This window comes from Pseudomonas sp. URIL14HWK12:I12, assembly GCF_003097135.1.
Lineage (GTDB): Bacteria > Pseudomonadota > Gammaproteobacteria > Pseudomonadales > Pseudomonadaceae > Aquipseudomonas.
Genome location: NZ_QEQL01000008.1, coordinates 104316 through 117104, shown reverse-complemented (window position 1 = coordinate 117104; position 12789 = coordinate 104316). Strand labels below are relative to the sequence as shown.

Sequence of the window (12789 nt, the reverse complement as noted above, 5' to 3'; positions counted from 1 at the left end):
GGTCATGGGTTTCCTTCGGTGGAGTGACTGGTAGGGCGGCCGCTTGTGGCAAGCAGCTGCTTGAGGATCGCAGGCGCATCGGCCCGCTGGTTCTTGCGGTATTCGCCGACATGGCGAACGAATAGCGTCGCGCGAGCGACCAGGCTGTCGCCCAGCACCGGCTTGCGTTCGAGCTCCTGCCTGACGCGCTGGAACTGTGCCTGGATCACCGCATCGGTGTAGCGGGCGCCGCTGGCGAGGTTGTCGATGTAGATCGCCACGGCGCCATCCAGGGCGTTGCGGCCATTGCCGATGGCCGCATCGAACACCTGGGCCGCGGCCTGGTTGCCTGCGGCCTTGGCCTTGTCGCGCCCCTGAGCCAGGTTGGTCAGGCGGATGTTGTAGTTATTGATGGTTTCGGCCACCAGCGCAGCCGACTGGATCAGGTTGCCGGCGGCCTCTTCACGCTGCTGTGCGATCAGCGCCACGTTGCGCTTGAGCTCCTCGTTCACCTGGCCCAACTCGGCCTGCAGCTTGGGGTCGGCGCTGGCGGCGGCGATGATGCCGTCCAGGCGCTGGGTTGGGTCTTGGGTGTTGTCGATGGCATCGGTGAGGTTGGCCAGGCGGCCGTCCTTCTTCCACTGGTCGAACAGCTCCTTGTAACGAGAACGCGGCGCCGAGAGCGCGCCAATGGCTACACGAAAGCCAGTGGTTTCGTTCTTCTGCTCGCTACCATCGGCGCCGAACAGCGGGTACTCCCGGCGCATGCCGGTGAACAGCGTGAGCTCGCCTTCCAGGTAGTTGCCGCCCTTGACCACAAAGCCGCCGTAGGCACCCTGGCGGCGCCCGGCGCGCACCAGCTGGAAGGGCTCCTGAACCATCTCGGCGGCATTGCCGATCACATCGAACAGCCCCAGCGGGTTGGGCAGCTTGGTGCCCACCGGTAGCAACCGCGCACCTTGCCCAGTGCCGCCGGCTACCTGGTTGAACACCGCGTAGTCGGCCAGCGGCCCATCCTGGTCGCTGCCCGGCTGGCGCCGAGGGAACAGCCGCGCTTCCAGGTCCTGCCGGCTGACCGCCTGGCCGCCCCGGGCGGCGTATTCCCACTCCACCTCCGTGGGCAACCGCACAAAGCCCAGGCCGCCGTCGTCGCTCTTGCCGTCACGGCCGCTGACCGGCAGCAGGTCCTTGTGGTAGCGGTTGAGCCAGGCACTGTAGACCGCGGCGAAGCGCTCGGCGTCGAAGTGCGAGAGGTTCACCTCCGGCAGGCGCGCAGCCATGCCCTCCTCGGCTTCGCACGCCGGCGGCTCACCGCCATTGGCCAGCGCTTGAGCCTGGGCCATCACCTGCTGGTACTGGCGGCGGGTGACCTCGTATTTGCCCATGAAATACATCATTGGCTTGAGCGGCGAGCCCGCTTCAGGCTTGGGCAACAGCGGGGTAACGGCCTTGCGCCAACCGGCTGGCAGGTCGCCCAGGGCGAATGGCCCGCTAATGTAATCTCGCCGGTAGCCGGACATGAACGACTGCTGGTAACCCGGCTCCCCCTCGCTGAACGGGTAGCCCAGGCTGATCTCGCGATCGTCCAGCGCGCCCTGGGCCAGCACATACACGTAGCGGAACACCATTTCGCCACCGCATGGCAGGGGCAGGCTCAAGTCTCCGGCCAGCGGCTTGGGGTTGTCCGGTGTATTTTCGGCCTCATCCGCCCCAGCGCCCAGCGAACACAGCGCCAGCATCAGCGCGATCAAGGTTCTAGACATCGCGAATGCCCTCCGCAGGCTCGATTCGGGTGGTGTGCCAGCCGCCGGCGGTGGCCGCCAGGCCGCTGAGAAACAGGGTAGCCAGGCACGCCAGCAGGTAGTGGCCGTCAGCTAGGTAACAGGCGGTTTCGCCTCCCTCGCCAGCGAACAGCTCGTTCAGCCAGCGAGAGGCCAGCAGGTACAGCGCGCCGCTGATCACACTGGCCAGCGCCGCGCTGTACAGCGCCTGGAACTGGACGAACAGCAGCAAGGCGGCAACCGGGAACCCCATCAGCCGCAACACTGCCAGTGGCTTGCGCTTGCGCTCCACCGCCGCCAGGGTGCCTGCCGCGATAGCGGCGAAGGCGCCCCCCAAGGCCAGCGAAGCGATGATCCAGAACACCACTGACAGGTTATGGCTCAGCGAGCGCACCTGGGCGATGGCTTCGGCCTGAGTGGCGACGGTGATGCCCTGGCCAGCGAACCACTGGCGCAGCGGCTCGACATCATCCAGCCCCCGCGCATACAGCCTGAACGCCGGATAGACCCGCATGGCGGGATTGGTGGGCTCCGTGCCCGGCCAGCCCAGCGACGGCACAGCGCGGCCGTCGCGGTAGTCCTCGGCGGCCTCCAGCAGGCTCAACGAGGCAAACACGCCGTCGCGGGCGAACGCCTCGATAGGCAATACCGCGCTCACTTGCAGTGATAGCTGCCGAGCCTGGGGTTGGCCGGCCACCTGCCGGCCGATGGAGGCTTCGAGGTGGTCACCGACTTGCGCGTCCAGCTTGCTTGCCAAGGTATGGCTCAGCACCACGGTACCTAAGCCGGCAGGCGCCGCCGCCTGGCCCAGCAACGGGTCGCCTGGGGCGGTGGGAATCATTTCGGCGGTGCTCAGCAGCCCCTGGCTATCGGCCTTGCGCACGTCCAGCGTGGCGGCGATCTGCCGGGTCCGTGGCACCGCAAAAGCAACGTCGGTGCGCATGGCCAGCCGGTCGAGCTGCTCACCGCTCAAGCGGGCACCGGCCAGCGGCACGATTTCCCGTACCTGGGGGCTGCGCTCCAGTCGAGTGGTGAGGTTGCCGACCAAACCGGCCTTGAGCCCGAACATCACCAGCAGTGGGGCCAGCACCGCGACCAGCGCCAGCACGGCGCAGGCGGAGAGCCGCCATTCGTCGCGATAGTCCTGCCAGGCCAGGCGGCCGATCAGTGAGGTGCGAATCATGCGGCCTCCAGGCGTGCAGTCACACCGCCGTCGGCGTCACGCTGCAGGTTGAGCCGCGCGATGCGCAGCCCTGCCGCTCGCATCGCGGCTTCGTCGTGGCTGGCAATGATCAGCCCGGCCTGTTGCTCGCGCACCTGCTCCAGCAGCAGGCCCATCACCCGCTCGGCGTTGAGCGGGTCGAGCGCAGCGGTCGGCTCGTCAGCCAGCACCAGCGCCGGGCGATGGGCCAGCGCCCGTGCGCAGCTCACCCGCTGGCGCTGGCCTACCGACAACTGTGCCGGCCGCTGGCGCAGCAACCCGGCGATGTCCAGGCGCTCAGCCAGGCGCTGCACCTCGCCCCCCTCCGGCAGGCCCAGCAGCTCGCGGCTGAGGGCGATGTTGCCGCGAACCGTGAGGTAGCCGAGCAGCCCGCCCGTCTGCAGCACATAGCCCAGGTGCTCGCCGCGCAGGCTGGCGAGCCGCTCCTGGCGGCCCTGCCGCCACAGCCGCGTCACATCGTGCTCCACACCTGCCATCTGCACGCTGAACCGTTCGGCCTCACTGGGGGCGGCCACCAGCGCCAGCAAGTCGAGCAAGGTGCTCTTGCCGCTGCCGCTGGGGCCGACCAGCGCCCAGCGCTCGCCCGGCGCCACGTGCCAGGCAGGCACCTCCAGGCTATAGCGCTGGCCGCCCTGGCCGCGCTGCTTGCGCACGTTCAGCAGGCGAATCATGGCAGCGTCGACAGCGGCACGCGGTACAAGGCGTCGCCCGGTTCGGCATTGCCGAAGCGCACCCAGTTGGCCACGTCATTGTGGAAGGTTTCGTACAGGCGAATCTTCGACTCCAGCTCGTCGATGAAGTCTTCCTGCTCGGCCACGCTGAGCGACAGCCACAGGTCTTGCGTCATGCCCAACACCTTGCTGCGGTACGGCAAGCCTTGCAGGTATTCGCCCAGCACACCACTGGCGGCCAGGTTGCCGCCCTGGCGCAAGGCGCTGGGGTCGCGGCTCATGTAGGCGCTGGCACTGGCGATCTGCTGGAAGAAGTCTTTGGGCGAGGTTTTGGTGGCGCGCGCGGCGTCGACGATCAACTTGAGCGACTGCTGCAGTTCGTTGAGTTGCAGCTTGCTCAGCAGCACGCACACCTGAAACGCGGGCAAGGCCGGGTTGGCCAGGTCGCGGTCAGCGGTCCAGGCACTGACCAGCGCCGGTGCTTGGTTGTTGTCGTGGCGGCCGAGGAAATCCATGTGCATGGCGTAGCCGACGGCGGCGGATTTGTCCGCCAGGCTAGGCGCCCCCGCCAGTTGCGGAGACGGCAACGCCTGGCCTTGGCGCAACTGGTGAGCCAGGTCGGCGAACACCGAGCCGATCTCGCCCACCCGTTCGCCGAAGCGGGCCACATCACCGCCGGGTACCGGCACGTACAGGTCCCCGATGCGCGGGTTGGCATCAGCGGTCAACGTGCGGTACTGCTGCTCGGCGAAACCGTGGTCGCGTGCACCGGCCGGCGTCTGCAGGTGCAGCGCGAATATCTTGATCTGCTTGCCGGCAGCCGCCTGGCGCACTTCGGCCTCGTTCATGCCAGTGGAGCTGAGCGGGTTGTTCTTGCGCAAGGCTCCGGCATCGGTGACCAGCAGGATCACACGCGCGCCGTACGGGGACCAGTCCATGCCATCGACCGCCTGCATCACGCCGGCGAAGGCGTCTTCATCGAACGAAGCGCTGTTGACCGTGGTGGCTTTGACTTTGCGCGCCTCGGCCAGGAACGCCTGCGGCCCCCCGCCTTTACCCAGCGGGATCAGTGTTTTGGCCAGGTATTCCAGGCCCGGGGTCTTTTTCACACTGTTGCGAAAACCCACCATGCCGAAATCGACGCTGCCCAACTCGCCGCGCTCTGCCATGCGTTGCTGGATGTTGCCTACCACCTCGTTGACCTGGTCGATATACGGCTGCATCGACATGGAGGTGTCTACCACCAGCACCACCCCGGTGCGGAAGCTCTGCGCGGCAGCGCTGGCACTGGCGGCCGCCGCCTGGCCGGGGTCGATGGAGGCGATGTTGAGCAACTGCACCGGCACACCGTTCTGGTCGAAGCTTTCCTTGGCATCGAAAATTGGCAGCAGGTAGAAGCGATCCTGCGGCACCGCGCTGGCCTTGGGCTCCAGTGCGAGCACCTGGCTGTCGTCGGAGGGGTTGGCCTGAGCCTGGGCGAGCGCCTTTCGGGCGCTGGCAGGGTTGGCGAGCAAACGCTCCACGGTTTTCGGGTCGCGCAGGAACATTACCGGGTCACGGCCGGACCGCTCGGTGAACTTGAGCACCAGGCTCTGTTTCCAGTCGGTGGCCTGGCTGGCCGGCACCCAGCCTTCTGGCTGGCCATCGCTGGCGGCCCCGACCTGCAGCCAGGGTTGGCCGTCGTGGTCTTGCCGCTGGTATACGTAGAGCACCGAGAAAGTCGGGATCGCAGCACCGCCGTTGCCACCCGGCTGCTCGCGCAAGGTCGCGCCGGGTTGGCTGAGTACACGCTGGTAGAGCGTCTTCTTGCCGGGCATCAGCAACGGATGGTTGCCGTTGGCCACAGCAGGCTGCTCGGCGGCCTGGGCAACCACCGGCGCGCTCGGTGAGGTTTTGCCTGCCTCGGCCGGTACCTGGCCAGCGGGCTTGAACAGCCACCAGCCCCCTGCGGCCAGCGCGACCGCCAGCGCCAGTGCGCTCACCGCCAGCAACGGGCCCCGGCCGCGCTTGCCGGCGGCTGCCGGGCGCGTGGCAGCCGTGCTGGTAGCGGCCGGTGGCACAGCCTGCGCCTGGGGAATGTCGACACTGACAGGCGTCATGCCCGCCAGGCTCTGCGGGCTGGCCGGCGAGACCACCGGCACAGGGCGAATCAGGGTGATCTCGTCGTCGGCCGGCAAGGCATCCAGCGCGGCCACCAGCTCCTCGGCGCTGTTGAATCGCTCGTCTGGCGCTTTGGCCAGCAGCCGGCTCAGGATTGGCTGGTAACGCCCGTGTACCGGCGGCAGCGCCGGCAACGGCTCGGTCAGGTGCGCCAGTGCCGTCGAAAGTGCGTCGGTGCCGCGGTAAGGCAGCTCTCCCACCAGGATTTCATACAACACCACGCCCAGAGCATAGAGGTCGGCGCGGCCGTCGACTTCCTGGCCGCGGGCCTGCTCCGGGCTCATGTAGCTGGGGGTGCCCACCGCGAAACCGGCCTGGGTGAACTGGGTGCGGTCATCGAGCGACTTGGCGATGCCGAAGTCCGAGAGCACGGCAGTGCCGTCGGCGCGGAACAGGATGTTGGCGGGTTTGACATCGCGGTGCACCAGGCCCTGGCGATGCGCATAGCCCAGCGCACTGGCGATCTGCCTAAGCCACTCCAGGCCCTGCTGGGGCGTGATGCCTTCGGCCAGGCGCTCGCGCAAGGTGCCGTTGGGCAGGTACTCCATGGCCATGTAGTACAGCTCGCCCACATTGCCAATGTCGTGAATGGTCACCGTGCTGGGATGCGACAGCCGCGCCAAAGTGCGCCCCTCACGCAGAAAGCGCTCGCAGAACACCGGGTCGGCCGCCAGCGCCTGGCTCATCACCTTCAACGCGACCTTGCGCTCCAGCGATACCTGGGTGGCCAGGTAAACGCTGGCCATGGCACCTTCGCCGATCTCGCCGTCGATGCTGTAGCCGGGAATCTGCACGTTCAAAGGGGAATTCATCGGCTGACCTTCACGACCACTGCAGTGATATTGTCGGGCGCGCCCCGGGTAAGGCCCAGATGGACCAGGCTGCGCACCACGGTATAGGGGTCGGCGTGGGCAAGCACGCCGCGGATCTCGGCATCGTCGGCAGTCTTGTTCAGGCCGTCGCTGCACAGCAGGTAGGTATCACCCTCGCGCACCTCGAAACTGGCGCTCTCCAGCTCCAGGTCTTCGGCCACGCCCACGGCTCGGGTGACGATGTTCGAGCGCGGGTGCAGGCGTGCGTCGGTTTCACTGAGCAGGCCGCTGTCCACCAGGCCCTGCACATAGCTGTGGTCCTTGGACAAGCTCTGCAGCACGCCGTCACGCAGGCGATACAAGCGGCTGTCGCCAGCCCACAGGCAAAAACCGTGGCCCTCGCGCATGGCAAGCACCACCACCGTGCTGCCCATGCGCTGGCCAGCGACGCCCTGGCTCTGCTGGCATACCTGCGTGTTGACGCGGTCGAGCTCGGCGCACACCAGGCTGGTGAATACCGGCAGCGACAGCGCGCTTTCGAGCCCGCGCAGGCGGTCGACGATCAGGTTACTGACGTAGTCGCCCGCCGCATGGCCGCCCATCCCGTCGGCCACTACCCACAGCCCCGCTGCCGGCAAGTCCAGGCAGGCGTCTTCGTTGACCTGGCGAACCATGCCGACATGGCTGTAGCTGGCCGATGTGAATACCAAGGCCACGCTCATGCCCCCCGTGCGCCAAGCAGGCTAACGAAGGCAGCGGCCGGCGGCAGGCCTTCGCAGCGGCGCACGCCGGCCGCCACCTGCTCGCTGCCCTGGCCCCACCAGAGGCTCGCGCCCCGGCAGCCCAAGTGCTGCAACCATTGGCGGGCCGCGCTGTTGTCCAGGCTGTTCAGGCTCGCCCAGGGGCCTTGCTGTTCGCCTGCTTGCACCGCTGCCAGCTCCAGAGGGGGCAAGGCCTGCACCCCTGCTTCGAACGCTTCGAACTGAGCGCCTTCTTCCAGGCTTTGCAACATCACTGCTTCGGCACCGGCGAACCAGGCCTCATGCGCACCGGGCAGGCTGGCAAGGTCGGCGTCGGCGGGCAGCAGGCAGGCGACGGTCAACGGGAAGTACCGCCCCACCCGATCGACACTGGGCATCAACACGCCGGCCACGGCCTGCTCGCCACAGACCCCCGGCGCCAACGCAAAGCGCCACAGCGGGCTGACCAGATAGGCCGGCAACCAGCCCTCGCCCACCGCTGCCTGGCTGTGGGCAATACCTGCAGCCAGCCAGGCGTCCCAGCCAGCGATAAAGGACGGCGGCAGCCCGCGGCTGATGAAATCGCCGCGGCTGGCGAGCTTGCCGTAGAAGCCTGTGCAGCTCATAGGCGCTCCGGCAAGCTGAACCCGGCCAGCGCCTGGCCACGGAAGGGGTTGAACGCGCTGCTGGCACGCAGCTCGTAGGCGATGCTGGCGTTGTCGACCCTCAGGCGCAGGGTGAAGCGGTCGGGCGAGCCGCTGCTGGCCAGGTCCGATTGCTGCAACAGGCGAAACCACGCCCATGGGCCGTCCAGGGTCAGGCCGGAGCGGCCACCGGTGGGGGGCGGCGTGACTGCCAGGCGCACCAGCCCGGCGCCATTTGCGCTGGGCCATTGCAGCGCGACGGGGCGCGCGGGGCCATGGTCATAACTCACTTGCTGGCCGTCCAGGTCGAGCAGAAACTGGCTGATCTCGGGGCTCATATCGATCGGCTTGAGCTCGAAGCGTACCGACGGCTGGGTGCCACCGCTGCGAAACCAGGCATCGCGGATCGCCTGCGCGCGCTGGAACGTCGCCAGGGCGCCAGGCGAGATACCGAGCTTCTGCGCCGCGCCCGGCTGCCAGCGCCAGGGGTTGGCGGAGGTGTCTACGTAGGGCTGCAAGTAGCGGCGGAAATAGGTATCGAGCACACCGCCAACGCCGAAGAACTGGCCGAAGTCATCCAATGTGGCATCGCGCGGGCTACTGCTGACCATCGGGTAGCGCCCGGCCAGCGACTGGCGCCAGACGTTCACCACATCGCTGGCCCACGCCGCGTTGAGCTGGCTGCGCACCCCGCCCATGACCATGGCGTTGGTGCTGCCCACCACAGACTTGACCATGCCCTGCAACACCGGCGGGGTGCGCTCGGCCGACAGCGTTGCGCGCGCGGCGGCAGCACTGGCCTGGTTCTTCGCCTCGCCCAGCAGCGCGTCGCCGCTTGCGCCAACCATGCCACTGACCTGCACATAAAGCGCATTCAGGTCACTGAGCAGCGCGTCGATCGGTGCCGGCCCGTCACCTTTGGCAACCATGGCATTGAGGTCGGCAAAATGCGCGGTGACCGGGTCTGAGCTGGCCACCGGTGCTTCGGCGGTGGCCGGCGCCTCCTGGCCCACCAGCGCGCCCAGGCGCTGGCGCAGCTTGTCGGCGGTGCTATCGGCCGGCGCCACCTTGGCCACCAGTGCCTGGTCCTGGGCTTGCAGGTTGGTCTGTTCGGCCACCGCTTCGAGCAGCTTTTTCACCGGGGACGTAGGCCCGGAGATCACCCGCAGCACATCGGCGGCCTGGCCGATGCTGGTCACCGGCACGAAGTCGATGTCGGCCAGCAGCGCATCCCACTGGCGCTGGTAATCGGCGAAATACAGGCGGCGCACGTCCTGCGCCAGGTTCAGCGCGTCCTCGGCGCCGTTGACGCTGCGCCCCAGCACCCACTGCTCCTCGGCAAGGGTAGTGGCCTGGCTCAGGCTGCCCCGTAGAAACACCTGGTGATAGCCCTTTGCGGTGTACAGGCCACTCAGCGGTTCGGCCAAGGGTTTGCCGCTTTTTCGAGTGAAGATCAGCGCGGCGTCGCGGCCGGCGGCGTCGGCGATGCTGAAGCCCGGCACATCGGCTGGCAGCTTCTGCCGCTTGATGCGGTCGTACACACGCTGGGCTACCGGCAGTTGCGACAGTTGCCGGCGCACATCGTCGATCAGCCGTTGGTCCAGCCGAGCGCTCGGCGGTTGCTCGGCAAACAGTGCCTGCAGGTGTTCATCCAGCGCCGCGCGTTGCTGCGGGGTCACGGCACTGCCCAAGTTGCGGTCCCAATCGAGGCGAACCCAGGCCATGAGGAACTGCGGGTCGTAATGCTCGCTGTCGCCGAGCATCAGGTAGGCCTTGAGCCCCTCGTAGAGGAAGTCGGAGTGCCCGTCACTGTGCAACTGCTCCTCGACGCGGGTGACCAGGCGCGGGGCGAAGGTTGCCACCAGCAGCTTGCGGTACACACTGGCGGCCTCGCTTTGCAGCATGTCGCCCTGGTACAAGCCGCTACCCTGAGCCCAGGCCGGGGCGTCGCCGGCCAGGTGGCGCGCGGTGTCGAGCAAAGGGAGCGTGGCCAGAACCTGGCGCTGCGCCGGGCTCAGTTGGCGTACCGCCTCGGCCAGGGGTGTCACGCGCTGGTCGACGGCGTCGATGTAGTCGCGGTTGGCGCGATAACTCAAAGCCCAAACTACGCACACTGCCAGCACCAGAACGGCAGTGGCCGCCAGCGTGCCACGGGCGACCCAGCGGCGGCGGCGCTCCACGGCCGGGTCGCTGCCGACCAGCCCGCGCTCGGCGAAAGCGACATCCTTGAACAGCCTTTGCAGAAAGTAACTGCGGCCAGTGCTGTTGTGCCGCGCCAGGTGTTGGCGGTCCAGGTTCATGCTCTGGGCCATGGCGCCGATCATGCGGTCGATCGGGCTGCCTTCCTGGGTGCCGCTGGTGAAATACACCCCGCGCAGCAACGCAGGCTGCTCATAGGGGTTGGGCTGGAACACCGCTGCCAGGAACCCGGCCAGCAACGCCTTGAGCCCGGCGAACTGCTGCGGGAAGCCATAGATCAGGTCGCGCCGCGCCGGGTCGCGCTCATGCTGCAGGCGCTCCACCAGCCGCTCGGTCAGGCGCAGCTCCAGGGCGTCCAGCTCCGCCGGCACCAGGCCCAGCACGCCGCCCTCTTGCTTGGCGTCGTCGAGCGGGAAGGTCATGCCCCACACCTGCGCGCGGGCTTCCCGGTCCAGGTCGTCGTAGAACTCCATGAAACCGGGTAGCAGGTCGAGCTTGGTGAGCATCACGTATACCGGGAAGCGCACGCCCAACCGGGTTTGCAGCTCCTGGATGCGCGCGCGAATCGCCGTCGCGTGGGCGGCACGCTCTTGTTCGCTGCCCAGCAGCAAGTCGGCCAGGCTGATGGCGACGAAGGCGCCGTCGATCGGGCGGCGTGCGCGGTTTTGCTTGAGTAGGTCGAGAAAGCCCTGCCAGGCGGCTTTGTCGACCTGAGCGTGGCTGTCCTGGGTGGTGTAGCGGCCGGCGGTATCGAGCAGCACGGCCTGGTCGGTGAACCACCAGTCGCAATGGCGCGTGCCGCCCACACCGCGCACAGCGCCCGCCCCCATCTGCGCGGCGAGCGGGAAGTTCAGCCCCGAATTCACCAGCGCGGTGGTCTTGCCGGCGCCAGGCGGCCCGATGATCACGTACCAAGGCAATTCGTACAGGCTGCGCCGCTCATCACCGCCCAGGCGAGCCTTCTTGAGCAGGGCAACGGCTTCGTCCATGCGCTGGCGCAGCGTGGCCAACTCCTGCTCGGTGGCGACGCTGGCGGCATCGGGCGGGGTGTCCTGGGCCATGCTGGCGAGGACTTTGGCCGCCTGCTGGCGTGCTTGCCACCAGCGCCAGGCCCGCCACAGGCCCCACAGTGCGAACAACAACACGATGAGTGCCCAGCGGCGGCCTTCCGGTACCAAGGCGTCAAACACCGGGCCGATGAACCAGATGATCAGCGACAGTGCGATCAAACCCAGCACTGGAACGACCCAGCGCACCATGAACTGTAGAAACGCCTTCACTGCGCGCCCTCCGCGAATACGGTGATTTCCACTCGGCGGTTTTGCGCACGGCCTTCGGCGGTGGCGTTGCTGGCCTTGGGTTCGGTGTCGCTCCGGCCTTCGGCGCTGAAGCGTTGTGGCTGGCCGGTGGCGGCTGCGAGAATCTGCCGCACCTCCTCGGCGCGAGCCTGGGACAGCTTCCAGTTCGAGGGGAAGCGCAAGGTGGCGATCGGCTGATTGTCGCTGTGGCCAGTGACCAGCACTCGGCCTTTGACCTGCCGCACGGCCTCGCCGATGCGCTGCATCAGCGGCTGGAAGTTGCTCTTGATGCTGGCACTGGCCGATGCGAACAGCTCATCGCCGCGGATGGTCACGATCGAGCGGTCGGCGGCGTCTTCGACCGACACCTTACCGGCACGGATTTCGTCGGCCAGGAACCCCGCCAGGCGCGGCTGCTCGACCACGCGTGGGGCCGGCACGGCAGGTGCGATCGACTGCACCGGTATTTCTCCCAAGGCATGAATGCGCTTGAACACCGGCTCGGCATCGGCGGCCAGCAACATGCGCAGGGTGACCAGCAATGCCAACAGCAAGGCGACCGCGGCCGCCACCGCCACCCACGGCGGCAGGAACTGGCGCAGCCGGTCGGCGGCCACCACCACGCCTCGCCAGTGCGGCGACAGCTCGCGCTCATGCTCGCCGCGGGCGCTGCGGATCGCCGCAGCCGTGCGCTCGCGCAGTGCCTCGAGCTGGCTGCGGCCGTTTTGCAGGACGCGATAACGGCCTTCGAAACCCAGGCTCATGCACAGGTACAGCAGCTCCAGCAAGTACAGGCGCTCACGCGGGCTCTGCAGGCAGTGCTCCAGCAGCTGAAAAGACTTTTCGCCGCCCCAGGCTTCGTTGTGCACCGTGACCAGCAGGCTTTGTTTGTTCCATTCGCTGCCGCTGCCCCACGGTGTGCTGAGCACGGCTTCATCGAGCGCCGTGCACAGCACGTAGCGCGCCAGGAGCACCTCGTTGCGCGCCATACCGGCGCCCTCGGCGCGTTGCTCGAATTGGCGCAGTTGCGCCAGCAATTGTGCTCGCAAACTGGCGGGTGCCGGGTGCGCGAGGGTGTTGCGCAGCCGCGTGAGCAACGCAAGCAGCGGCGCTGCGGCGCTTTCCAGCGGGTTCATGCCACGCCCCTGGCCCACTGGCAGAGGCGCGGCCTGGGGTTGAGCCGGCGGCGCCGCAGGCGGGGGCTCGGTGCCCGCAGCGCCTCGCCCGCCAGGGCGCGGCATGATCAGGGTACGGTCGTTGATTGGCGGCTCCTGGCTCATAGC

8 protein-coding genes are annotated in these 12789 nt (G+C 67.8%); all 8 read right to left on the bottom strand.

Annotated features, from left to right (window positions below; genetic code table 11):
* Positions 1–2: 2 nt before the first annotated feature.
* Genes F474_RS21505 through F474_RS21470 form a run of 8 tightly spaced genes read right to left on the bottom strand, consistent with a single transcriptional unit; the run spans position 3 to position 12786 of the window.
* Entirely contained in the window at positions 3–1718 is a 1716-nt protein-coding gene (locus F474_RS21505; RefSeq protein WP_256577849.1) for an SUMF1/EgtB/PvdO family nonheme iron enzyme, read from the bottom strand.
* A gap of 16 nt (positions 1719–1734) precedes the next feature.
* Entirely contained in the window at positions 1735–2940 is a 1206-nt protein-coding gene (locus F474_RS21500) for an ABC transporter permease (protein ID WP_097089267.1), read from the bottom strand.
* Positions 2940–3653 (bottom strand): ABC transporter ATP-binding protein, encoded by a 714-nt coding sequence (locus tag F474_RS21495; protein ID WP_097089138.1) that lies wholly within the window; start codon positions 3651–3653, stop codon positions 2940–2942. The genes F474_RS21500 and F474_RS21495 overlap by 1 nt, the downstream gene beginning before the upstream one ends.
* The gene (locus tag F474_RS21490; RefSeq protein WP_097089265.1) at positions 3650–6613 is read right to left on the bottom strand and encodes a serine/threonine-protein kinase; all 2964 of its coding nucleotides are present in this window, start codon (positions 6611–6613) and stop codon (positions 3650–3652) included. The genes F474_RS21495 and F474_RS21490 overlap by 4 nt, the downstream gene beginning before the upstream one ends.
* A gap of 8 nt (positions 6614–6621) precedes the next feature.
* Positions 6622–7347 (bottom strand): PP2C family serine/threonine-protein phosphatase, encoded by a 726-nt coding sequence (locus F474_RS21485; RefSeq protein ID WP_097089136.1) that lies wholly within the window; start codon positions 7345–7347, stop codon positions 6622–6624.
* Complete coding sequence (tagF, locus tag F474_RS21480) at positions 7344–7991, bottom strand: type VI secretion system-associated protein TagF (RefSeq protein ID WP_097089134.1); 648 nt, start codon at positions 7989–7991, stop codon at positions 7344–7346. Before tagF ends, F474_RS21485 begins: the two co-directional genes overlap by 4 nt.
* Positions 7988–11488 (bottom strand): type VI secretion system membrane subunit TssM, encoded by a 3501-nt coding sequence (gene tssM / locus F474_RS21475; protein ID WP_097089132.1) that lies wholly within the window; start codon positions 11486–11488, stop codon positions 7988–7990. Before tssM ends, tagF begins: the two co-directional genes overlap by 4 nt.
* Positions 11485–12786 carry a DotU family type VI secretion system protein gene (locus F474_RS21470; protein WP_097089130.1) on the bottom strand — a complete coding sequence of 434 codons (1302 nt, stop codon included), beginning with the start codon at positions 12784–12786 and terminating at the stop codon, positions 11485–11487. Before F474_RS21470 ends, tssM begins: the two co-directional genes overlap by 4 nt.
* Between the last annotated feature and the right edge of the window lie 3 nt (positions 12787–12789).

Bases quoted from the DNA above. Each gene is read 5' to 3' on its own strand.
- F474_RS21470 (WP_097089130.1), bottom strand. From the start codon at position 12,786: ATGAGCCAGGAGCCGCCAATCAACGACCGTACCCTGATCATGCCGCGC.
- F474_RS21495 (WP_097089138.1), bottom strand. From the start codon at position 3,653: ATGATTCGCCTGCTGAACGTGCGCAAGCAGCGCGGCCAGGGCGGCCAG.
- F474_RS21505 (WP_256577849.1), bottom strand. From the start codon at position 1,718: ATGCTGGCGCTGTGTTCGCTGGGCGCTGGGGCGGATGAGGCCGAAAAT.
- tagF (WP_097089134.1), bottom strand. From the start codon at position 7,991: ATGAGCTGCACAGGCTTCTACGGCAAGCTCGCCAGCCGCGGCGATTTC.
- F474_RS21485 (WP_097089136.1), bottom strand. From the start codon at position 7,347: ATGAGCGTGGCCTTGGTATTCACATCGGCCAGCTACAGCCATGTCGGC.